17 protein-coding genes and 1 pseudogene are annotated in these 23,065 nt (G+C 57.4%); 7 read left to right on the forward strand and 11 right to left on the reverse strand.

Going from position 1 to position 23,065, the window contains the following annotated elements; genetic code table 11:
* The 7 genes and pseudogenes from HXO69_RS04355 to HXO69_RS04385 form a co-directional block, all read left to right on the forward strand.
* A pseudogene (locus HXO69_RS04355) lies at window positions 1-138 on the forward strand (dTDP-glucose 4,6-dehydratase); the annotation flags it as partial.
* Window positions 138-1,562: a dTDP-4-dehydrorhamnose reductase gene (gene rfbD, locus HXO69_RS04360; RefSeq protein WP_296545530.1), complete on the forward strand. Its 1,425-nt coding sequence runs from the start codon at window positions 138-140 to the stop codon at window positions 1,560-1,562. The pseudogene HXO69_RS04355 and the gene rfbD, both read left to right, overlap by 1 nt.
* Window positions 1,563-1,806: 244 nt before the next feature.
* Window positions 1,807-2,466: a 50S ribosomal protein L25/general stress protein Ctc gene (locus HXO69_RS04365; RefSeq protein ID WP_012904012.1), complete on the forward strand. Its 660-nt coding sequence runs from the start codon at window positions 1,807-1,809 to the stop codon at window positions 2,464-2,466.
* Between the two features lie 146 nt (window positions 2,467-2,612).
* Window positions 2,613-3,200: an aminoacyl-tRNA hydrolase gene (gene pth / locus HXO69_RS04370; RefSeq protein WP_102033939.1), complete on the forward strand. Its 588-nt coding sequence runs from the start codon at window positions 2,613-2,615 to the stop codon at window positions 3,198-3,200.
* Between the two features lie 187 nt (window positions 3,201-3,387).
* A complete protein-coding gene (locus HXO69_RS04375) occupies window positions 3,388-4,686 on the forward strand; it encodes an aminotransferase class V-fold PLP-dependent enzyme (protein WP_296545533.1) in 1,299 nt (432 codons plus the stop codon).
* Window positions 4,687-4,753: 67 nt separating this feature from the next.
* Window positions 4,754-5,224: a Fe-S cluster assembly sulfur transfer protein SufU gene (gene sufU, locus HXO69_RS04380; protein WP_049355035.1), complete on the forward strand. Its 471-nt coding sequence runs from the start codon at window positions 4,754-4,756 to the stop codon at window positions 5,222-5,224.
* 529 nt (window positions 5,225-5,753) lie between these two features.
* On the forward strand, window positions 5,754-6,251 hold the full coding sequence (locus HXO69_RS04385) for an adenylyltransferase/cytidyltransferase family protein (protein ID WP_005508886.1): 498 nt from the start codon (window positions 5,754-5,756) through the stop codon (window positions 6,249-6,251).
* A 184-nt stretch (window positions 6,252-6,435) separates the two neighbouring features.
* Here HXO69_RS04385 and HXO69_RS04390 read toward each other — a convergent pair whose 3' ends face one another.
* The 11 genes from HXO69_RS04390 to HXO69_RS04440 form a co-directional block, all read right to left on the reverse strand.
* Entirely contained in the window at window positions 6,436-6,933 is a 498-nt protein-coding gene (locus HXO69_RS04390) for a DUF2505 domain-containing protein (protein ID WP_296545536.1), read from the reverse strand.
* Window positions 6,934-7,183: 250 nt separating this feature from the next.
* Window positions 7,184-7,894, reverse strand: a complete 711-nt coding sequence (locus HXO69_RS04395) for a glycosyltransferase (protein WP_296545538.1) — start codon at window positions 7,892-7,894, stop codon at window positions 7,184-7,186.
* Between the two features lie 276 nt (window positions 7,895-8,170).
* The gene (gene pssD / locus HXO69_RS04400) at window positions 8,171-8,653 is read right to left on the reverse strand and encodes a PssD/Cps14F family polysaccharide biosynthesis glycosyltransferase (protein WP_049327955.1); all 483 of its coding nucleotides are present in this window, start codon (window positions 8,651-8,653) and stop codon (window positions 8,171-8,173) included.
* A gap of 201 nt (window positions 8,654-8,854) precedes the next feature.
* Window positions 8,855-10,087: a Wzz/FepE/Etk N-terminal domain-containing protein gene (locus tag HXO69_RS04405; protein ID WP_296545540.1), complete on the reverse strand. Its 1,233-nt coding sequence runs from the start codon at window positions 10,085-10,087 to the stop codon at window positions 8,855-8,857.
* Window positions 10,088-10,154: 67 nt separating this feature from the next.
* A complete protein-coding gene (locus HXO69_RS04410) occupies window positions 10,155-12,104 on the reverse strand; it encodes a lipopolysaccharide biosynthesis protein (protein WP_296545541.1) in 1,950 nt (649 codons plus the stop codon).
* Complete coding sequence (locus HXO69_RS04415; RefSeq protein WP_070832835.1) at window positions 12,101-13,456, reverse strand: O-antigen ligase; 1,356 nt, start codon at window positions 13,454-13,456, stop codon at window positions 12,101-12,103. Before HXO69_RS04415 ends, HXO69_RS04410 begins: the two co-directional genes overlap by 4 nt.
* Window positions 13,457-13,473: 17 nt before the next feature.
* The gene (locus HXO69_RS04420) at window positions 13,474-14,424 is read right to left on the reverse strand and encodes a glycosyltransferase (RefSeq protein WP_294642754.1); all 951 of its coding nucleotides are present in this window, start codon (window positions 14,422-14,424) and stop codon (window positions 13,474-13,476) included.
* 11 nt (window positions 14,425-14,435) lie between these two features.
* Window positions 14,436-15,224, reverse strand: coding sequence for a CDP-alcohol phosphatidyltransferase family protein (locus tag HXO69_RS04425; protein WP_296545545.1), 789 nt, complete (start codon window positions 15,222-15,224; stop codon window positions 14,436-14,438).
* Window positions 15,225-15,701: 477 nt separating this feature from the next.
* Window positions 15,702-19,202, reverse strand: coding sequence for a fibrinogen-like YCDxxxxGGGW domain-containing protein (locus tag HXO69_RS04430; protein ID WP_407072259.1), 3,501 nt, complete (start codon window positions 19,200-19,202; stop codon window positions 15,702-15,704).
* Window positions 19,203-19,322: 120 nt separating this feature from the next.
* Complete coding sequence (locus tag HXO69_RS04435; protein WP_294642751.1) at window positions 19,323-20,183, reverse strand: hypothetical protein; 861 nt, start codon at window positions 20,181-20,183, stop codon at window positions 19,323-19,325.
* Window positions 20,184-20,529: 346 nt separating this feature from the next.
* Window positions 20,530-22,995, reverse strand: a complete 2,466-nt coding sequence (locus HXO69_RS04440) for a fibrinogen-like YCDxxxxGGGW domain-containing protein (RefSeq protein WP_296545548.1) — start codon at window positions 22,993-22,995, stop codon at window positions 20,530-20,532.
* Between the last annotated feature and the right edge of the window lie 70 nt (window positions 22,996-23,065).

Consider the following 23,065-nt stretch of genomic DNA (forward strand, 5'->3'; position numbering starts at 1 on the left):
GAGCTCGGCTGGGAGCCGAAGTTCACCGACTTCGAGTCCGGTCTTGCCGACACCATTAAGTGGTACACCGACAACCGCGGCTGGTGGGAGCCCCTGAAGGCTGAGGTTGAGGCGAAGTACGCAAAGGCTGGCCAGTAATGACCAAGGAATTGAAGGTTACTGAAACCGAGATTCCCGGCCTGCTCATCATTGACCTGCCGGTTCACGGCGATAACCGCGGCTGGTTCAAGGAAAACTGGCAGCGCGAGAAGATGGTCGCCGCCGGTCTGCCCGACTTCAACCCTGTGCAGAACAATATTTCGTTCAACGCTTCGGTAGGTACCACTCGCGGTATCCACGCCGAGCCGTGGGATAAGTACGTTTCTGTTGCGACCGGTCGTATCTTCGGTGCGTGGGTTGACCTGCGCGCTGGCGAGTCCTTCGGCAAGGTCGTCACCGTTGAGCTGGGTCCGGACACCGCAATTTTCGTGCCCCGCGGCGTGGGTAACTCCTTCCAGACCCTGGAAGAGAACACCGCCTACACCTACCTGGTGAACGACCACTGGTCGGCGGACGCAGTATCCGGCTACAGCTTCCTGAACCTTGCCGATGAGACCGTCGCAATCGACTGGCCCATCGACCTGGCGAAGGCAGAGCTCTCCGAGAAGGACCGTAACCACCCGCGTCTGAACGAGATCAAGCCCCTGGAAGCCGACCCTATCCTGATCATTGGCGCGGGCGGTCAGCTCGGCACCGAGCTGGTTCGCCAGCTCACCGAGCAGAACGTACCCTTCCTGGCCGTGGATCGCGACCGCCTCGACCTGGGCAAGCCCGAGCAGTGGCGCGACGCATTCCGTTGGCGCTCCTTCCGCGCGGTCATCAACGCTGCAGCGTACACCGCAGTGGATCAGGCTGAAACCCCCGAGGGTCGCCGCGACGCCTGGGCAGCTAACGCCCTGGGCGTGAGCGCTCTTGCCTCCATCTGTGAAGAAGCTAACCTGCCGCTGGTTCACGTATCCACCGACTACGTCTTTGACGGCTCCCTGCCCCTGGGCGAGGAATACCCGGAGGATTACCCCCTGGCACCGCTGAGCGTCTACGGCGCATCCAAGGCTGCCGGTGAGGTTGCCGCTGCCGCATGGCGTAAGCACTACACCCTGCGCACCAGCTGGGTTGTGGGCGCCGGCAAGAACTTCGTGGGCACCATGGCATCCCTGGCTGAGCGCGGCATCGACCCGTCCGTGGTCGCCGACCAGTGGGGCCGCCCGACCTTCACCCAGGACCTGGCAGCTGCTGCCCTGCACCTGCTCTTCTCCGGCGCTGAATACGGCACCTACAACGTGTCGAACACCGGTGAAGTCATCAACTGGGCCCAGTTCGCCCGCGCGGTGTACGAGGGTACCGGCCACGACCCGGCACGCGTCAGCGACACCACCACCGAGGCCTACTTCGCCAACGTTGAGCTTTTCGCTCACCGTCCGACGAACTCGGCAATGGACCTGTCCAAGCTGATTGCTGCAGGCTTCACCCCGCGTGATCACCGCGAGGCGCTTGCCGCCTACTTGGCAGAAATGGGCTCCTAATCCTCTAAGGAATTGGCTCTATATCTGCTGACAACAGCATAAAAGGCGTGAAAAGCGCCATATCACAGGTTCCCGGCCCTTGAAGAAGAGCCGGGAACCTGTACAATATTGTCTTAGCCAAGGCGGTGGAATACACGAAACGTGTAGGTCCGTAACTGACGGTGGCTGGTTGGAAAGAGATTTCTGGCGCCAGTCCCTATTCCACTTGGCGCATAACTTCTAACCAAGAAAGGGTGGACAACTCATGTCAGATACCATCAAAATTTCAGCTACCGTACGTAGCGACTTCGGCAAGGGCTACGCGCGCCGCATCCGCATGGCAGGCGACATCCCCGCCGTCATCTACGGCCACGGCGAAGAGCCCAAGCACGTAGTACTCCCCGGCCACGCAACCACCCTGGCTGCCCGCGTCCCCAACGCTATCCTCGACCTCGACATCGAAGGTGAATCACACCTCGCAATGATCAAGGACATCCAGCGTCACGCAATCCGCCCTGAACTGCAGCACATCGACCTGCTGACCGTTAAGCGCGGCGAGCGCGTTGAGATTGAGGTTCCTGTACACGTTGAAGGCGAGCCTGCTGTTGGCGCCGTTGCTAACCAGGAAGAAACCGTTCTTCTGGTTGAAGCTGACGCACTGAAGGCACCCGAAGCTTTGACCGTGAGCATCGAAGGCCGCGAAGCTGGCGCTCACGTTCTGGCATCAGACGTTGAACTGCCCTCAGGCGTAACCCTGGTTGCAGACGCTGAACTGCTGATCGTTAACGTTTCTGAGCCCGAGGAACTCGACGTTCCCGAGCCCGGTGAAGAAGGCGAAAACGCACCCGAGGGTGACATCGTTGAAGCTTCCGAGGAATCAGATCAGGCTGGCGAAGCTCACGACTCAGATAACTCAAAGCACTAGACCGCGCCCTGCGCCTAGCGCAACAATGATTTGTGGATGGCCCGCCGCTACCTCTCTTCTGAGGTGGTAGCGGGCCATACTCATAGAATGGTGTAGTCCATGAATTTTCTAAAAACCTTTTACAGCGCCGTGGAAAGGGCGAAGATATGTCTGATGCGTGGCTCATTGTTGGTCTGGGGAACCCGGGCCCGGAGTACGAGAAAACCCGCCATAACATCGGCCAGATGGTGGTTGATGAACTGGCGCGTGAAGTAGGCGGTGGCTTCAAGAAGCACGGACGCGCGCGCGCCCAGGTGCTGGAAGGACGTTTGGGTATAGGCGGACCCAAGGTAGTGCTGGCCAAGCCCCTGACCTATATGAACACCTCGGGCGGCCCGGTATCGGCTCTAGCCCAGTTCTACGGTATCGACCCCGACCACATTATCGTTGTCCACGATGAACTCGATATCCCCTTCGACACCATTAAGCTCAAGATCGGTGGGGGAGAGGGCGGCCACAACGGTCTGCGCGATATTACCAAGGCGCTGGGCACCAAGGACTACTACCGTGTGCGCACCGGCATCGGCCGACCTCCCGGACGCATGGACACCGCAGACTTCGTGCTCAAGCCCTTCAGCAGTACCGAGGCGAAGGATCTGCCCTTCCTCATCTCGAACGCGGCGGATGCAACCATGATGCTCGTGAAGGAAGGCCTGCTGGCAACCCAGCAGCGCTACCACGGCGCAGGCTCCTAGCGCATGACCCGTGCCGGGCAAGCACTGAACCGGAGCAACGCATGATTCGGGTCGAGGTGTGAACTAGGCTCTACCTAACTATGCAAGCGCCCGGCGAGAGAATAAGCTAGAAAAGAATGACGTTATACGCTCCACGACGGGAAAATACCCGACCCGTGGAGCGTATGAGCGAGAGAAGAAGGTACCCGTGGCTGAATACTCCACCTCCGCCAACACCCCGCTGAGCGACGACATCGTACGCCAGCTTCGCCAGGACTTCCCGATCCTCAATACCGAGGTCAACGGGCATCCCTTGGTCTACCTGGATTCGGGGGCGACCAGCCAAAAACCCCTTCAGGTGCTCGACGCTGAACGCGACTTCTACCTGCACGCTAACTCCGCCGTGCACCGCGGTGCTCACACCCTCGCGGTCGAAGCAACCGACCTGTTTGAGGATGCGCGCATTACCGTCGCGAACTTTGTTGGTGCCACTGACGAAGAGATCGTGTGGACCTCCAACGCAACCGAGGCACTGAACCTGGTGGCTTACTCTATTGGCAACGCCTCGCAGGGTATTGGCGGTCCCGCCGCTGAGCGTTTCGCGCTGGGCCCCGGCGATGAAATCGTCACCACCGAGATTGAGCACCACGCGAACCTCATTCCCTGGCAGATTCTTGCCCAGCGTACCGGCGCAACCCTGCGCCACATTCCCTCCACCGAGGACGGTCAGCTCGACTACGAAGCTGCCGAGGGCATCATCAACGAGAAGACCCGCATCGTGGCGTTCACCCACGTTTCGAACGTGACCGGCGCGATTACCGACGTGCCCCGCATGGTCGCCATGGCTCGTAAGCACGGCGCTCTCGTTGTGCTGGATGCCTGCCAGTCCGTGCCGCACATGCCCGTAGACTTCCACGCCCTGGACGTCGACTTTGCGGCGTTCTCCGGCCACAAGATGCTGGCACCCACCGGTATCGGTGCCCTCTACGGCCGTGCGGAACTGCTTGAGGCTCTGCCACCCTTCCTGACCGGTGGCTCCATGATTACCCGCGTGGGTCTGCAGGACGCCGAGTACATGCCCGCCCCCATTAAGTTTGAGGCGGGTACCCAGCGCGTCTCCCAGGCGGTAGCTTTCGCCGCCGCTGTGCGCTACCTGCAGCACCTGGGTATGGAGAATGTTGAGGCCTGGGAGCACGAACTGGGCGCTCGCCTGGTTGAGGGTGTTCAGAAGATTGAAGGCGTGCGTCTGCTCGGCCCCGCCGACCCCTCCAAGCGTGCTGGCTTGGTAGCCCTCGCAATCGACGGCGTGCACCCGCACGATGTGGGGCAGCTGCTCGATACTCGGGGCATCGCCGTGCGCGTGGGCCACCACTGCGCCCAGCCGTTGCACCGCTGCGCCGGCGTGACTGCCTCGACCCGTGCATCCACCTACATCTACAACACCACCGAAGACGTGGACGCTTTCCTGAAGGCGCTTGCTGAGGTGCGCCCCTACTTCGGCTTCTAAACGTAGATGCGTTAGACGCTAGCGCCCCAAATTTTTCAGACAGACCAACTGACGGAAGAAGAACACCGTGTCTCTTGAATCCCTGTACCAGGAAATTATTCTGGAGCATTCCAAGCAGCGTAGCGGCGAGCACCTCGTAGAGGTACCCGCCGGTCACGCAAGCGCCGATAACCACCAGTACAACCCCACCTGCGGTGACGAAATCAACCTGCGCGTGGTGCTCTCTGACGAGCTGAAGGATGGCGAGAAGACCATCGAGTCAATCTCTTGGGAAGGCGACGGTTGCTCCATTTCGATGGCTGCCGCTTCTGTGCTTTCTGAGATGGCTCCCGGTATGACTATCTCCGAGCTGCAGAGCCACGTGGATGCGTTCCGTGAGATGCTACGCTCGCGTGGCAAGGTGACTCTGGACGAAGAGGAGTACGGCGACATGGCGGCATTCTCTGGCGTTTCGAAGTTCATGGCGCGCGTGAAGTGCGCAATGCTCTCGTGGGTTGCTGTTGAAGAAGCTACCAAGGAAGCAGCAGCCAAGAACTAGTTCTTTGCTGGGAAAGCAGTCTGAAACGGCGGGGGAGTAGCTAGTATTTGAACGCCAACCGAAAATACCGAATGGCTACTGAACCTAAAATATTGCACGAGAGCGTAAGCATATGCGGTCAAAGCATGTAGAAAATACTGGCTAAAACTCTTCGCTAAAACCTCGTAGATAATTGTTTATCTATATAAGCTTTCTTTGATTTCAAGCGACGTATAGAAAATATGAGGCGGATACTACACTGTATCCGCCTCATATTTATATCTTTCCCTTTTTCCTCTAAAAAGGTGACTGGTAAAATAAAAGGACGAAGGGCGCCCAACCAGCACCCTCGAGAAACTCTTTTCGGACCCGCATACTCTGGGACGACAGAGAGAAGAAATAGGGCAATAATAAGAAAATATTTTCTCAATATTGCACATTCTTCACTTATTCTTAGGCTCTCACCCCAGACTGCGGATATGTTTCTCACCCTCCGGTACCTCAACCACACCGGAATACCCATCGCCGCTACCAACCACAAGGAAGCCCCATGATTATTGGCTACGCCGCAGGCGCCTACGACCTTTTCCACTACGGCCACCTCGAGATTCTCCGCAAGGCCAAGGAAAACTGCGACTACCTCATTGCAGGCGTTGTGCACGATGACGTCCTGGAAGTGACCAAGGGCCGCCGTCCCGTCATCCCCATCGAAGAGCGTGCCGCTATCGTCAGCCACATCGACTACGTGGACGAAGTGCACGTCGAAACCACCCCCGACAAACTCGAAACCTGGAAGCAGAAGCCCTTCAACGTCTTCTTCAAGGGCGATGACTGGAAGGGCACCGACAAGGGCAACGCCCTCGAAGCACGCTTCGCAGAGGTCGGCGTGGAAGTACACTACTTCCCCTACACCGAGCACACCTCCAGCACCAAGCTGCGCAAGGTTGTTGACCTGCTCGAAGCAGAGCACGACCTGCGTGTAGAGATGCGCCGTTTCGCTGAGCTACTCGGCGAGCGCGAGTATTCCGAGGCGATTGTCGCTTCCTAACGCTGTCACATCCTAACGTGCATAAGTCCTTATTAGGGCGCTAGAGCTCTAGAGACCCAGAGCTCATAGAGACCCATAAAGAACAGAGGATCCCCGCCGTAATTACTTACGACGGGGATCCTCTGCATATCGGCGTATCTAGCCGTATATCAGCTACACCTCCAAAGGCGAGCGTTTATAAGCTTTAGCGCTGTGCCAGCCACTTCTCAGCGGAGGTGCCCAGAACCTTCAGCACACGGCCAACCTGCGGCTCAGCAGCGGCAGCAATCTTCTTGCCCACCAGCGGGATGGAGCAGGAAACCTCACCGTTGACGTCCAGGCGGGTCTTGTCACCCTCGGGAATCAGGTGCTGGGTAGCCTGAGCGGACACGGGTACGCCGTTGACCTTCACCTCGGTGGAGACGGTGCGTGCACCATCAGCTGCCGGTGCGCTCACGGTGTCCACCTGGGTCATGGAGACGCCGCTACCGACGAACTTACGAGCGATGTCCGGTACGCGATCAGCGGGCACGGTGCGCTCGGTGGTTGCGGTGAACTCAGCGGAGGTGTCACCGGAAACGGAGAAGCTGTTGAACTCAACGCCAACCTCGGAGCAGACGAAGCGTGCGAAGTCCTCGCTGGAGAACGCCTCGATAACCTGCTCAACGCTTGCGTTGATAACGGTCGATTCCTGAACTGTCATAATTGTTCCTTTCGTAGTGCGCGAAAACCCCGCGCATTATCCCTTACTAAGGATACGGTGCGCGGGGTTTCGCAACCAATGTAAAGACGCGAATCAACCTGAGAATATGCCGTGAACAAGGGAAAACGTTCGCAGCCTCTCACAGGGTGGTTGGAGGATTCGCATGCCGGTCTAAAAATGTGGGAAGCATCCGGTAGGGCGCCTCCCACACCGCATCATGGGGATGCTGAGCTTAGAAAGCAAGAAAACCTTAGGCGCTGGGAGCCATCGCGTCGATGCGAGCCATCTCAGCCTTACCCGCACGGTGCGCGCGAGCAGCCTGCTTCAGGCGGCCCCAGAAGGAATCCTTACGGTGGGTCTTGCCGGCGAGCAGGTCCTTCAGTTCCTCGCCCAGCTGAGCTGCGGAAATCTCCGGGGTGGAGATGTACGGCTCAGCGGTGCGGAACAGGGAGGGGTTCGCCAGAGCAAGATCGAGCTTAGCGAAGAGGTCTTCGCGGCTCTCAACAACAACAGCGTGGCCGCGCTTCTCCATCAGAGCGGTGAAGGGGACCTGGTGGTTGTCAACAACCTCATCGAACTCTGCACGGCGCGGAACAGCCAGGGGCAGAGCACCGGTGCGGCGTGCATCTTGGATGGAGCCGGGGCCGCCCTGAACCAGTACTACGCGTGCGGTTGCGTAGTAGTCCAGCAGTTCGGAGGCGGGAAGAAGCTTGAGGTTTTCTGCGTGCTTAATGGGCGCAGTGTGGCCGTGCTGCACGAGGCAGGTGACCTGCGGGTGAGCCTCAAGGTAAGCCTCAACCCAGCGCAGAAGACGATCAAAAGTGTGAACGTCGGTGCCGAGGGACACCACCAAATCGTAAGTCTTGGTAGGAATACGAACGGGCGCGACGGCAGGGGTAAATACGGGCAGGTCGAACTTGGAAGTATCAACGCTGACGTGGGGGAAGTTCTGAATAGACATCGCCTATTCCTCTCTATGTATTTATCGGTAGTAACCCCGTATACCTGACGCAAAAATCCGGAGGGCATCATTGGTATACGCGGCGGCGTCGTGCCGGAGAAAATGGTGAGTAATCTCCGCATACGCTTCTCTGGCGAGTGGTTAGTTCGCTTGGATGGTGAGTCCACAGTGGAGCGCACGACTTATGCGTATCTGTATGTTTAATAAATACTATACCCCGAAAATAACGCCCCCAGCACACGCGGGGACGCTATTTTCAGGATAAATTCATCACTCTTAGAAAATGGGATGAATCACACGAGAATCAGGGAAATTTTCCTGCTGTTCCTCGCTCTGAACAATAATTCGATCAGCAAAGGTGTACAGCATCTTTCCCGTCATCGTCGGCAGAGTCGGGCGGTCAAAACACTCAATATAAAGAGTCTTTACGCCAAAAAGTTTAGCCGCAACAAAGAAAGGAACAGCAACACCCGCACCCGCAGAAACAACCGCATCCGGGCGTTCCTTCGGGAAAATACGAAATGCCAAGAACAAATTACGAATAGCGTTCTTAATATTTCGGGTAGTCGGGTAATAAGCCCAATAGGTCTTCTCATCAGCAAGAGAAGATTCAACATCGGGCTGCTTAAAGCTAACCCATACGCGGTCATAATCCTGCCACGCAGCAGAAGTAGCCGTCAGATGCTTCAAGTGTCCGCCACTGCTAGAAACCAGCAGAAGCTTCTTCTTCGGTGCCTGAGAGGAAGTTGCCTCAGTCATAGTGTTCTCCTAAAGCCCCAATACAAGAGAAAAATAAGAAGAGAAGATAAGGGTGAGCTGCCGGGCCCGGCAACACCTGCATCAACAGACCTGCCGCAACAGATCCGCCTCAGCAGGTGTCACCGCACCCTACGCTCAAGGACGAAGGACGAACCCGCACAGAAGCGAGGCATCCATCAACAGAAACCCGATTACTCGCAATTACTCGCGGTCCAGGAACACAGCCAGAGCGTTCACGCCCTCAAGCTGATCCAGCTGAGCGAAGAGCTCACGAACCTGCTGCAGAGAAGTAGCCGCAGTCACCGGAACCAGAGCCACGCCGCCAGCCTGAACGAAACGTAGCTGGGTCGACAGGGGAGTAGCGGTGCTCAGGCTAATCACCAGAGGAGTCTCGCTCTTCTCAACCAGCGACTCGGGAGTGTGGCGGGTCAGAGCGTCACGGACCGAAGCGTAATCGGTGAAACGTGCGTACTCGGTGGGCAGAACACGCTGCAGCATCTGGTACAGGTGCTCAACACCGCGGTCAGTACCGGGCAGAATCACAATGCCGGAAGCCCCCGCGCTCTTCACATCGCCGTCAGGAGCACCGATGGTGCGCAGCAGCATGAACGCGTCATTCGCCTCAGAGGTGGAACCCAGCTCGTGAACGGGGATACCAGCATCCTCCAGGCGATCAGCGTAACCAACGTGACGCATGGTGCGGTCACGACCGTACGCCAGCACAGCACCAATCAGCAGACCGGCAACAGCACCAACAATACCCATCTTCACCGGGCCAAGAGCCGAGGAAGAAGAAGGAACCTGAGCCTCGCTCATCACGCGACCACCGGTGGTGGAAGTCAGCTGAATCTGAGCGCGACGGTCCTGCAACTGAGAGAGCAGAGCCGCACGGTTGTTGTCACCCTCGAGACCAGAAATCTGCTCATCAATCTGGTGCAGAGCAGAATCAACGCTGCTCTTCAGCGACTCGGAACGAACCTGCAGGTACGCGTTCGCCATAGCGTTAGCGTAACGTGCAGCCTCAGTGCCGTTGGGGCGGGTCACCTCAATATCCAGAACAGCAGTCTGGGAGGTACCGGTCACCTTGACGGAGTTCATGAGGCGGCTGGTCAGCTGAGCCTCAGAGAGGGTATCGCCATTAGCAATCAGAGACTTTGCCGCGTTCTGTGCAACCTCGCGAGAGGATGCAACGCGAGACTCGGTCGCAATATCCACCTTCGCGGAGTTAGCGCTACCGGTACCGGCGGGATCAACCACCAGCGGGTAAACAACCAGCGAAGCCTTAGAAGTGTACTTGCTATTGGTCATGTAGCCGTAGACGGCACCCGCCACAGCAAAAACCACAACCGACAGCAGAATCAGCAGACGGTGTCGGAAAATGCGACGTACCTGGCTGCCAAGGGTAACCGAGGAGGTATGAGAGGTGTTATCCATGAGGACATCCTTGAGGAAGAGAAACGGACACTAAATATCGGAGAAAAACTGTAGAAGAAGCGGAAGGCTAAGACTTCGCTCGGCGGGCGGAAAGGAAACGCTCAATACCGAGTGCTTTGCGGAAGCGGAACAACACCGCACCGTACACCGGCACCAGCAGCACCACGTACACGATGACACCCAGCACGCTCTGACCCAAGAAAGCCAAAGACGCCAGAGCACACACCGTCGGAACAGCCGCACCCAAGAATAGCGAAGGAGCCATCTCGCGAACCGAAGCGCGAATACCGACCAGACGGAACACCTGGTAGCTCGCCAGGAAGGTATCAATCAGCAGAGCAGAGGCCCACGCCGTCACCGCACCGTACAGGCCCCAAACCGGAACCAGCGTGAAGTTCAAGGTCACAGCCACCACCAGCGAGGAGAGCTTGTTCAACAGCTGCCAGCGGCTCTTACCGCTCATCAGCAGAACAGACTGCACACCACCGGCACTCATCGACAGCATTGCCGCCGGGCAAATCACCCAGAGAATACCGGCGCCAGCCTCAAAGCCCTTACCGAAGAAATGCAACAGCACGGGACCGAAGAACGCCAGAGAGAGGTAGAACGGCCAAGACAGCGCAGTCAACACGCGAGTGGTCGACAGGAAAATCTCTCGAGCACGATCTAGCTGACGGGTAGCCAACGCCGCACTAATCGACGGGCCGGTCACCACGCGTCCGGTGTGCTCAATCATGGTGCCCACACGAACACAACGGTTCACAGCACCATAGATACCACCGGCAGCGGCACCCAAGAACGCCGTCACGACCAGCACGTCAATCCACTCCAGGATCGTCTCCACAACGGTAGCGACACCGCGTGCAGAACTGAAACCCCAGAACGAACGGAACGTCTCGGTCGGAGAATCCTCAGAAGGAAGAACCTCCACATGCTCCTCGGATGGGAACGCCCGCTCCAAAAGCCACAGAGCAACCACCGCAGTAATCGCCACCGGAACAGTCCAGGCGTACACCAGATCCATGAGATGACCCGAGAACAGAACCACCAAACCCACAGCCGCAAAACGCAGCGTAGGAAGCAGAACATTCTGCAAAAGCGTAAAGGTCACCACACGGTGCAGACCACGCAGAGCGCCGAAAAACACCGTCATCAGCGCCGCCACCAGCACGAAAGCCGAGCTGACGCGCATCGCCGCCTGATACTCGGGAGCCATAGGCACAATCTCGGTGTAGATGTACACGCCCGCCACCAGAAGCACCGAAGTCACTAGCGAAGGAATCAGACCGTAACGAATCAGCTGCGGGAGCACACCGTAACGACCCAGCGCACGCTGAGCGCTCATCGTACGAACCAAGCCAGTATCCGCACCGAAAGTCACCAGCGAAATCGCAATCGCGAAAAGCGCCATCAGACGGAAAAACTCGCCCGAACCCTCAGCACCAATACCGTTCGACACCACCATCGTGGTCACGAACGCGATACCCGCACCGTACATCACGCACAGAGAAGCAAGAGAGCCGCTCTTCGCCAAGCTAGGCTGCTTACCCTTAGCGGGAGCCTTCTTGGCCGGCGTACTGACCGGTGCATCCTTCATGGAGCCGCTATCAGCCTGCGCCTTAGAAGCGGCAGACTCAGCAGTAGCCGAGGCTACCCGTCGGGAACCGGGCAGATGAGCGCCAGCAGCAGCGCTTGCATCTGCAGAATCTGTAGCTTCAGAACCCACTACCAAAGACTCGGGGAGCGAGTCCTTAGGGGCAAAGCCCTGAGCAGGAGGCACAATCGACAGCGCCGTGGTCGCCGGAAAACGACCCGAACGGATATCGTCCACCGTCGGAGCGAACTCATCAGCAGAAGACTCTGCCTGCGGGTCAGCCTGCTCCACTACCGGCTCGACGTACTCGCCGCTCTCACGCAGACGCGCACGGCGGCTAGGGTGACCACCCGTCGAATACGCATCCTCGAAAGATGAAACCGCAGAAGTATCTAAACCACGAGGGGACTGATTCTTCGTCATAGCCCCTCACCATCCCGAATGGAACGAATACACGCCATCGACGCGAGCATCAGAATGGTCAGCTGAGCAATATCGAAACTGTAGAAGATAAAGACGACGCAACATGCGACCGGAACGCTATGCAGCCAGTACCCGGACGTAGTCTTCACTCGCGCGCCGCTTGCCACAGTGCACACCATGAAGAGCGCGAACAGGGCCAGGCCCACGAAACCGAAGCAGAACATCAGAGTCCACAGGTAACCCTGGGTACCCATCGACACACCAATGCTCGGTTCCATACGCGGAGTGCCGTAACCGATAATCGGGGACTCTAAAGTCGCCTTCCAGGTGGCACGGTAGAGCGCCGCACGACCACCGGTGGAGTCCGAGTAGTCCTGACGACCCAGAATATTGTCCACGGTGCCCGAAGCGAAGAGCGCCACAACCACAGCCGCAATCGCCGCAATACCCATACCTACAGCACGCCAATTAGCCGCCAGGAACTGACGCAACAAAACGTACGCCGCGCTGATACCCAGACCAATGAACATGCCGCGGTTACTGGTTGCAATCGCCGGCACGGTAGAAAGCGCCATGCCAATCAGCAGAGCAATACGTAGCCAGATGGAACGCAGACGCAGCAGGCACGCCAGCATCACCGGGGTGAGCAGGGTGTACGCCAAACCCCAACTATTCGCGTAGGGGAACGGTGCGGAGGGACGAATATACGCCTCGGGAGCGCCCCACGGACGCTGAACCTCCGCCAGCGGCGGAAGCATGTAGTCGCGCACCAGAGGGTTCTGCATAAAACCAGACGGCATGATGAAGCTCATCGGAGTACGCAGACGGAACTCGGGGAAGAGAACGCCGCCGTAACCCAGAACAATGAGAGTCACCCACAGAGTCGCCAGACCACCCAACAACCTGTTGAGGCTAATAGAGGAACGCGCATTGTAGTAGTACAGGGCGTAAATGCCTGCACTGAGAATGTTCACAAAACGCAGACCCCAACCGATCATGTCGGTGGAACGGGTCAGAGCAAGCGCCGCAACAACAACCCACACGCAGAATGCACCCCACACCCACAGGGAGCCGGGCACACGCACATTACCTCGAATAATGAGGTAAAAGAGCATGATCGCTGCCAGTACCAGCGGCGCAATCTGAAGCAACCCCATAGCCCACAGTGCCGGGAAGCCATAGAGCAACGCCAGCAGGGGCCAGGCAGGGAGCTTCTTCTGCGCTGTCGACATCGGGCGGATGCGCGCGCGGGCACGCAGAATACCGCTGGGCGGCGTACTAGCCGACCCCGCGGAATCCTTTAGCGCCACGGGCGAAGCACCCGGATGAGAAAGAACGGAAGAAGAAACCATGTCTGTGCGATACCTGGTTAGAGACCTCGACCGGTCTTCTGGACGAGATCAAGAAGAGTAGCGGGCTTAATAACACCGGTGGACACAACATACGCCGCCCACGCACGAAGCTGCTTGGGGTCGCGACGCAGAGCCGCGCGAGCGTAAGCGCGCGCCTCCTTGTTGTTGCCCAGGGACGCCTGAGCGTAGGCAATCTGACCGGCAATACGTGCCAGGCCCTTGGGATCCTGCTCAAATTCGGGGAACTTACGCAGAATGTAGCTCAGGCCGTCAACCATGGACTGCCACTTGCCGGAGAAGAAGGAGGGGCGGTCCCAGAGCACCAGAATCAGCGGCTCGGGCACGCTCAGTACATCGCCGTGGCGGGTTGCGCGCAGCAGCAGGTCGTAGTCTTCGCCGTATGCGGCGGGCAGCTCCTCATCGACCAGGCCGATGCGGGCGGGCTGACCGTCAACGCCGAGCAGGTCCTCGCGGGAGTACAGCATGGCGGAGGGGTGAATTTCGGTGATGCGCGAACGCAGGAAGTCCGCGAAGGTTGCGCGCTCGGGCGCCAGGCGTACGATGTCCTGACCGCCGGAGCGGACGGTAATACCCGAAGAGATAGCGGCTGCTTCGGGGTTTTCGCGCCAGAGAGCGACCTGCTGGGTGAGCTTGGACGGCATCCAGTAGTCGTCGTCATCGCAGAAGCCAATCATCTCACCGCTGGAGGCGATAATGCCGCTGTTGCGGCCGCCCGCCAGACCGCCGGAGCGGGTGTTGGAGACAATCTTCAGGGCACGGTTCTCACCGACCTCAATATCTTCGAGGCGGTCGGGCTCAACACGGTCAAAGACGACAACAACCTCAACGAAGCCGCGGTAGCTCTGCTCAAGGATGGAACGGACCGCCACGCGTAGCAGTTCGGGGCGCTTGCCGTTGGTTGCGATTACGGCGGAAACAGCGGGGGTGCGAGAGGTGAAGTGCATCATTGGGTTTCTCCTTACTCAGCGGGGGTCGCGAGGCTAACGTACTTGCGACGCATGGACAGCAGAACGGTTGCGGCGTTAGCCAGCAGAAGCAGCGCGTAGACGATGACGAATACGGGGCCGAAACCAACGAAAATGTAGATCCAGCAGAGGGTGCCAGCGTCCATGTGCAGGTTGATGAAGGAACGCAGGGGGCCACCGGTCGGAGGAGCCGCGGTCTTGCGGTTGTTGCGCAGCTGCTCAGCCAGAATCTGGCTCATGAACTGACCGGCGGTCAGCGCGGTGAAAATCATCGGCATAGCAATAATCCAGCCGTTGAATGCGCTGGAACCGGTGAAAGAGTAGTGTGCCGGGTACAGCAGGAAGGAGAGTAGAGTCGCCATGTGCACGGAGGGCACACGGATGGAGTCGACCACGTGGTCGAGCCACTCACCGGCGGGAGAAGACGCACCGGTCACGCGAGCAACCTGGCCGTCAGCGGAATCCAGACCGTAACCGAGAGCGAAAAGCAATGCAACGCAGATACCCACACCAACGCTAGGCGGGCAGGTAATCAGAACGATGAGACCAGCTGCAGAACATGCAGCGGAAATTGCGGTGACGCCGTTGGGAGTGATGCCCAGTGCGACAGCTGCCGCAGCGAAGTAGCGTGCTACTCGGCGGTTGACCCAGCGGGTGTAGGCGGGAACGCCAATGCCGGGCTTCTGCGCTGCCTCAAGGGAGCGCAGGGTGTGGGAGAACTTCGCGGCAAATCCCGATGCGGGCGCGGAGTTCGGGGCGTGAGGTGCCTCAGAGGTGGACATGCACATTCCTTTTTAATCGGTGAGAGGAGTGAAGGAGAGTGAATTACTCCCTTTCGGGGCGGTTGCGAGAAAGTCCGGAAGTCCCGCACGCGAAAAAAGAGGTGGTTGGTCCCTTTTTCACATACACCACTATATAGATATTTTACAACGAGATAAAGTGCGACAGGGTGGGTGTGGTCAGGGTCAATAATTGTGTCGTAAAAACCCTCTGACAATGCGCTTTGATGCAGATTTGCGGGATCCTTCGGGTAGGCTTGGTGTGCTGTTAGAGGGGGTTATCGGCGCTTTGTTCCCGTGAATTGTGGATTTAGAAAACATTTCTGAACATTGTGCAGAGAGGCACATAACAGAAGCACAAATAATGGGAATAAATGATGCAAAAAACACGGAAAAGTGGGGAATATACGCAAATGGGGTTTGATTTCCTGAATCATTCAGAAAATCAAACCCCATTTAGCTGAGATTGTCTAGAAGGTATTAGTTCCTTCGGGACTGCATCGGAACGCGGGTTCCGACTCCGTTATTGACGATGCGTCGCTCGCCCGGGTCGGCTGCCGCGTTGTTCGCGTTGTCGACCACGGGCTGCTCAGCCTCGTGTGCGGCGGGAGCATCCGCCTCCTTGTCGCCTTCCTTCTCGGCGGGTTGCTCAGCAACCGGTGCCTTGGAGGTAGCCTGCAAATCGAAGCTCACATTCGGGCGAACGTTACGTCGGCTAATGCCCGGGTGAACCTCAACAGCGATGAGGTTCTCACCAGCCTTCAGCTGAGAAGCCGGAACGGTGAAGGTCACCGGAGTCTTCTGAGCCGTAGCGGTATCAATCGAGCTCGATGCAATCGCGCTATTCCACAGCTTTCCACGAGTGTCAAAGTTGGAACGACCAACCTCTTCGCCGTTAACACCCACCGCAATAGCGTCATCCGCGTAGGTGGTCAGCACCAGATCGCGGCTCGCCTGCTCACGAGTGAGCTGGATGGTGGTGTAGGCGTAGATATTGGGGCGGGTACGCACAAGCGGAACATTAACGGAGGTGTTAAGGTTACCGGAGCCGACACCAATCGGGGTCTTGCCGGTCTGCCATGCTTCCTGCGCGATATCTTCCAGGGTGAAGTGGAAGTTGTACTTCCAACCGTACTTACGGTTAGGAGCCTTGCTGGAGACCATGTACTTCCACTCGGACGCGTAGGGCAGAACAATCTGGTCCTTAGGAGTTTCTTCCTTTGGGTCCTCGGGCTTGGGATCGGCAGGCTTAGGCTCCTCAGGCTTCGGATTCTCTTCCTTCGGTGCCTCAGTAGTTGCTTCTGCACTCGGGGTAGCGCTTGCCGAAGCACTGGGGTCAGCGCTCGCGGTCGGGTCAGCACTTGCCGTCGGATCAGCGCTAGGAGTCTCGGTCGCGGTCTCCGTGGGGGTAGGAGTCGGGCGAACCGGAGCTACCTGAACCGGAGTGGACGCAGAGTAGTTGTCCGAGCTGTCCACAGCGCGCACAAAGTAACGTGCGTTATCGGTGTGGTCAATCTCGAACTTCGTACCCGAAGTGCTAGCAATGACGCGGTCATCACGCAGAATCTGGTAGCGGACACTACCGGTATCCTGTACAGCATCCCAGGTCAGAACGTCCTTATCGTCCTTCAGCTCAACCTGCAGGTTCTGCGGGGTAGCCGGAGGAGTCACATCGCGGGCCTCAAAGCGCGCAAAACCGACGGTGTCCTGAGTGCCGTGAACACCCAGCGAACGGTGAATATCGCCACCAACCCACAGGGTGCCCTTCGAATCCACGAAGGACTCCCAGATACCGAAACCGTGGTCACCCTTAATCGCGGGGGAGAACTCCGGCAGCATCTTACCGCTGTCCTTATCGAACGCAGCAACCAGCTTGACCGAGTGAATCACGCTTGAACCGTTCACGGGGGACGGTTTGTTGCGCGCATCCTGGTACAGGAAGTCGCCGCAGTGGCAGGCGCCGTAAATGGTGTTGCCGTGCAGATGCAGATCCTGGAAGTCTCCACCATCGCGGGTAATCGCGGTGTAGGTGGGGGTCAGAGAGGCCTTATCGTAACGAGAGATGAGGTGCTCAGTACCGCCCACCCAGACGCCGGTACCGGCATCCTGGACGTCGAACTGGAAACCCCAAATTTTGGTTTCATTACGCAGGTCAGAGACATTAGCGCCGGCAGGAATCTCAGAATGCTGGTACGCCCACGGGCTGCCCTTCTGCATATGCTGAGTAATATCAGCCACGCGGTAGGCAAGGCCGCCGTTGAGCCAGGTGAAGTAACCGGCTACGTAAACATGAGAGTTATCAGCGGAGGCGCTAATACCGTTGACAGTACCGTTGAACACCTGGCGCCAGTTACGGTCTATACTCACAATACCGGGCACACCGTTAGAAGGCTCGCCCAACTTAAAACGGGCAATATTGCGCGAATACGCCTCACCCGCCTTGTCACTTTCATAAATGTGGGTAAAGGTGCCGCCAATATACACGTAGTCACCCTGACGGTGAATGGTCTTCACCGTCATGACCTCGGTACGAATGCGATCTTCGACTTTAACCTGGGCCCATTCAGGGGCAACTTCACCGGTCGTAGCGTCAACAACGACGAAGCTCTCATGCTTCTTACCGTTAACCAGGGTAAAGGTGCCGCCAACCGCCAGACGGTTATTCGGCAGAGCCTCAACAGCCTTCACCTGACCATTAACAGTCAGCTTGAAGTCGCGGCGCAACTCGCCGGTTTCCGGGTCAAAAGCAGCAATATTAGATTGCGCAACATGCTCACCGGTAGAGGACTCAAGGTACTCGAAGTCGCCGCCAATAAACACGCTGGAGGTGCCGTTGCCGTGATCGACCTCGGTGATGGCCTCAACATAGGTGTTCATCTCGCCGGTTTTACCGGAGGCGGTCTTAGCACTGGTGCGCCAGCGCCAATCCGCCGAACGGCTACTGGGCAGGGCACGACGAGCGCTCGCCTGAGTACCGGAATCCGGGATAGCGCCCAGATGCAAATCGTTCTGGGTCAGCTTCGGGCGCAGGAACATCTGGGTGTAACCGAAAGAGGTTTCACCTTTGCTTTCCTTGCCGTAGATGTAGGAGTTCTGCGCGTCGGTCATCGCCGGCTCAGAGCCATCCTGCGAAATGGGAGCGTTCGCACCGTAACGGAAGCCCATACGGTAATCCTGCGAGGCCATTTCCTCAAAGAGCATCGTCCTGAAGCCGTAGTTCTGGCCGCCCAGCATATGGTCCTGCCACTCGCCGTTAAGCCAGTCCCTGCGGCCATTCTCGTCGTAGGAAGAGAACTCGCTAGGGTTCGTGACGACCGCGTTAGACCAGACAGCGTTCGAACGCAGAGCCCAGGTCCACTCGGAGGTCTGACGGCGCTCCACCGTCGCCTCCTGCCACTTAGTGCCAGAAGTGTTTACAGCGCGACGGAAACGGTAACCATCGGACAGCTGATCGGGGCGGGTGCCGTTGAGCAGCTGAGAAATAGTGGTACCCGAAAGCTGAATCGGGGTCTTTGCGGCGGGCAGGGAGCTCAGAGGCTTGCCCTGCTCGAGAGTCAAACCGGACGATGCGGGGGCGGCATCGCTGTAGAGCTGGGAGGTGTCACCCTGGCCCTCATAGTTTTCGGTCCAGCCGTCACGGCCCTCACCAATCTTGACCCAGCCGCCGCCATCAGTCTCCTGATCGCAGTAGAACTGAGTCGGCTGGCTCATCGCGGGAGTGTACAACCAGTAGGCGCCGCTCTTTGCCTCGGGGTTAGCCTGCTTGGCTTCCCAACAGCTGGCGGCAGCACGCTCGGAGGTCGTGCCATTGTAGAAAGCAGAGTCCCTTTTTTCCGCAGTCTGTTCGACAGCGGTACTCGGCGTAATAGCGGGGATAGCTACGGGCAAAGCCAAGGCAGTAGCAATGCTCAAGCAAAGAGTTGAGCGGGTTATAGCAGAACGAGAAAAGCCTGAGCCCGTCATGCCAAGGTGGGCTTTCATAATATCTCCAAATGAATGCCAAGAAATGTTATTGAACGCGCATCAACATTAATGCGCTATGGACGATAATGCGCGGTTTCCAGCGAATCATAGCTGGAAACCGGCATCTTTAGTTAGACCCTAACAATCAGGATTGTTCGGGAAATCATGGGTCGCAATCTTCCACTGACCATCGACCTGAACGAGGGTGTAAATATTGAGTGAACGCTTCGGAGAATTGTCATCCTTTACGGGCTGATTATTCTCGTCATAGATCTTCACAGAGGAAGAATCCATGCATACTTCCAGCATGCGCGCGGGCTGACCCTTGTACTGAGTTGCAGTCATACGGGGAGTGCCCACAACAGTGGAAGAACCTTCATAGTGCCAGCCTGCCAGTGCGTATTCGGAAGCCTGCACGGCAAACTCAGCGGCAGCGGAATCAACAGCCACAGCCTCGATGGAGCGAATCGTCTCATCATCGAGAACGGCACGAGCCTGCTCAACGTTCTGCTGCTCAGCCTCTTCATCACTGCTCGGGTCAGCGGTGCGTTCGGGAGAGGGAGCAGCGGAAGGAGCCGCCTTAACCTTGGTCAGAATGTTCTCAAAAGAATTGACCAGCTCGGTAGTCTTCTTCACTTCTTCAGTATCAACGGGCACGGAAGAAGCATTCTTCATTTCCTCCGAACCGGTGTAAATCTCTTCAAGCTTCTGGCCATCAGAAGAAGTAGCCTTAGCATCCGCCTTGGGGGACGCCTCGCCCGAAGCCTCAGCGGATGCAGAAGCGGTGCCCTGTTCAGAGACCTGGGGAGAGGTGCTCGACGACTGGTTTGACGAAGCGTGTGCAGAAGCGGAAACGCTTGCGGAAGCAGAAGCAGAGGAAGAGCTGTCGGTGCTCGGGTTTTCAGTGGCGCATGCGCTCAGAACCAGAGCAGATACTGCAAGGGTGCCCAGAGTGCCCAGAACGCGGGACCGGGAGGGCTGCTTGAAGAATGCTGACATAGGAAGCCTCTTTAGTGGTTGGAGTGAGAATGACTATATTCCGGAAGATAATACCCCGCGCAGTCACGAGGCACCTAAAGGCTAACACGTAAAGCTGGGAGAATACTTGAACCCATAAAAATAACGTTTTTATAAATGATGAGAATAGAACCTAGATAATGACCTAATACGCCCTATTTAGAAGGTAAATGTATATCTCTGGCTGAAAAAACCTTCATGTAAATGAATGAAATAGATTCACTATGTGCAAAAAAGTCCCGGGCTGGTTATAAACCCCCCCCGGGACTATAGGACGAACGTCACTAAAATTCTTTGTCATAAAAGTGCATATCGTCCTGATGAGGGGTTATGCCGCCTGAACTGCCTCGGTACTTGCCGAATAGTTATCCGCAGTATCTACCGCACGCACATAGTATCGGGCGCCGTCGCGGTGGTCCACCGAATAGCTCGTACCAGTCACCGTTGCAATCGGACGATCATCGCGCAGAACCTGGTACTTCACATTACGTTCGGAAATACCCGACCAAGTCAGCTGATCCTTCGAGCCGTTCTTCGTCACCTTCAGGTTGCTCGGGGTAACCGGAGGAGCCACATCGCGAGGTGCGTAACGAGCGAAGCCAATAGTCGGCTGCACACCATTAGCACCCAGCGACTTACGGATATCGCCACCAACCCACAGAGTGCCAGTAGAATCCACGAAGGATTCCCACACACCGTAGCCATACGCGCCGCTCATAATCGGTGCGAACTCCGGCAGGACCTGACCGGTGTCCTTATCGAACGCAGCTACCAGGCGAATAGTCTGAGCATCCTGTGCACTCTCCCACGCTTTCTCCCAAGTAGTTGAGTTTTGGTAGATGTAATCACCACAGTGGCACGCACCGTAAATAGTGTTGCCGTTCAGGTGCAGATCCTGGAAATCGCCACCCTCACGAGTAATTGCGCTATACGTGCGGCGCATGGTTGCCTTATCGTAACGGCTGATCATATGCTCAGTACCGCCAAGCCACACCGAAGAACCAGCATCCTGCACGTCGAACTGGAAGCCCCACATCAGACGCTCATTCTTCAGATCATTCAGACGGGCACCTTCAGGAATATACGAAGGCTGGTGGTTCCAATTGCTGCCCTTCTGAGAGCCCGACTTCATGTGTGCAATACGGAAAGCCTCAGCACCATTGAGCTGAGTGAAGTAACCAGCGACGTACACATCGGTGTTGCCCTCAGAAGCGCTCACGCCGTTGACCGTACCGTTAAAGACCGGACGCCAGTTCCAGTCCACCTCGCCATTGCTCAACTTAATGCGAGCCAGGTTCCTAGCGTACGCATAAGTGGGGGAGGTCTGACCCTTCAGGTGAGTGAAGGAGCCACCAATATACAGGTAACCATCACGCACATGCAGAGTCTTAATCTGCACCGGGACAGAAGCAATGCGGCTCACCGGGCGGATATCCCAGTCCTTAGCGATCTGACCGGTCTGCGGATCCAGAATCACGAAGCCATTGTAGTACTCACCGTTCACCTGGGTGAAGGAGCCGCCCACAGCAAGCAGACCGTTCGGCAGGGCCTCAACGGACTTCACCTGACCGTTAATCTTCGGACGGAAAGAACGGCGCAGCTCGCCGGTACCCACCTCGTAACCCGCCAGGAACGCCTGCTCAACCTTCTCGCCGCTTGCCGACTCAACGTACGCGAAATCGCCACCGGTAAAGACAGCGCCACCAACCTCGGTGATAGCCTCAACCTGGGTGTTCATCTCACCCTTCTTGCCGGTGCCGGTGTCAGCGCTGGTGCGCCACTTCCACTTCTCAGAGTAGCTATTGGGTAGTGCGCGGCGATTACTTGCCGGAGCACCCTGCTGACCGTAAGCGTGCAGACCCTTAGCCGCCAAATCGTTCTGAGTCACCTTCGGGCGCAAGAACATCTGAGTGAATACCAGGGGAGGGTTTGTATCATTCGCCGGGCGGTAAATGTACGAGGACTGGTTGTTCATCTTGTGCGCAGTCAGCCAGTTACCAATCTGGGCATGCACGCCATACGAGAAACCCTGCTTATATCCCTGAGAGGCTTGCTCCACAAAGTACAAGCCGCGGAAGTCGTACGCATCATGGGAGAAAATACGACCCATCTGCGACTCGCGGGAAGAATAGTTATAACGAGTGTAGGGGTAAGGGTTCTTGATCGTAATATCAGACCAGTACATCCTCGCACGCAAAGACCAAGACCACTGGGGGCTTGCCACACGCTTAGCGGTGAAATCCTGCCACTTAGTTCCTTCAACATTCAACGAACGGTGGAAACGCACGCCATCCGCCAAATCCTGCGGGCGAGTACCATTCAATAGAGCATCCACCTTATTCGAGGGAAGCTGCACCGCATCAAAACCGGTAGGGTTCTTATACAGCTGATCAGCATTACCACGACCGTAGTAGTTCTCGGTCCAGCTCTCACGACCGCGGCCAATCATGACCCAGCCGCCACCTTCAGTTTCCTGATCGCAATAGAACTGCTCAGGAGCGCTCATCTTAGTGGTGTACAGCCAGTACGCACCACTCTTCGCCTGCGGGTTATTCTGCTTGGCTTCCCAGCAGCTCGCCGCAGCGCGCTCGCTCGACGAACCATCGTAATAGCGGGCATCAGCAGCCTGTGCACCCGAAGCAATCGGGCCCAAAGAAGCCGCAACCATCGCAAAAGAAGCAGCCGCCGCGCCCAAAGCGCGGGAGCCAGAACGAGAAGCTATGCGAGAGCCCTCAGAAGCGGAGGAAGCAACGTCCTGCGAACGCCCTCCACGCGTGAACGGAAGAAAATTCATTTGTCTCTCCTAGAGACCTCAACCGGCACATAGCAGAAAAATGCAATTCACACAGCAACACCCACCCAAC

Source organism: Rothia sp. (in: high G+C Gram-positive bacteria) (assembly GCF_015265375.1).
GTDB lineage: Bacteria > Actinomycetota > Actinomycetes > Actinomycetales > Micrococcaceae > Rothia.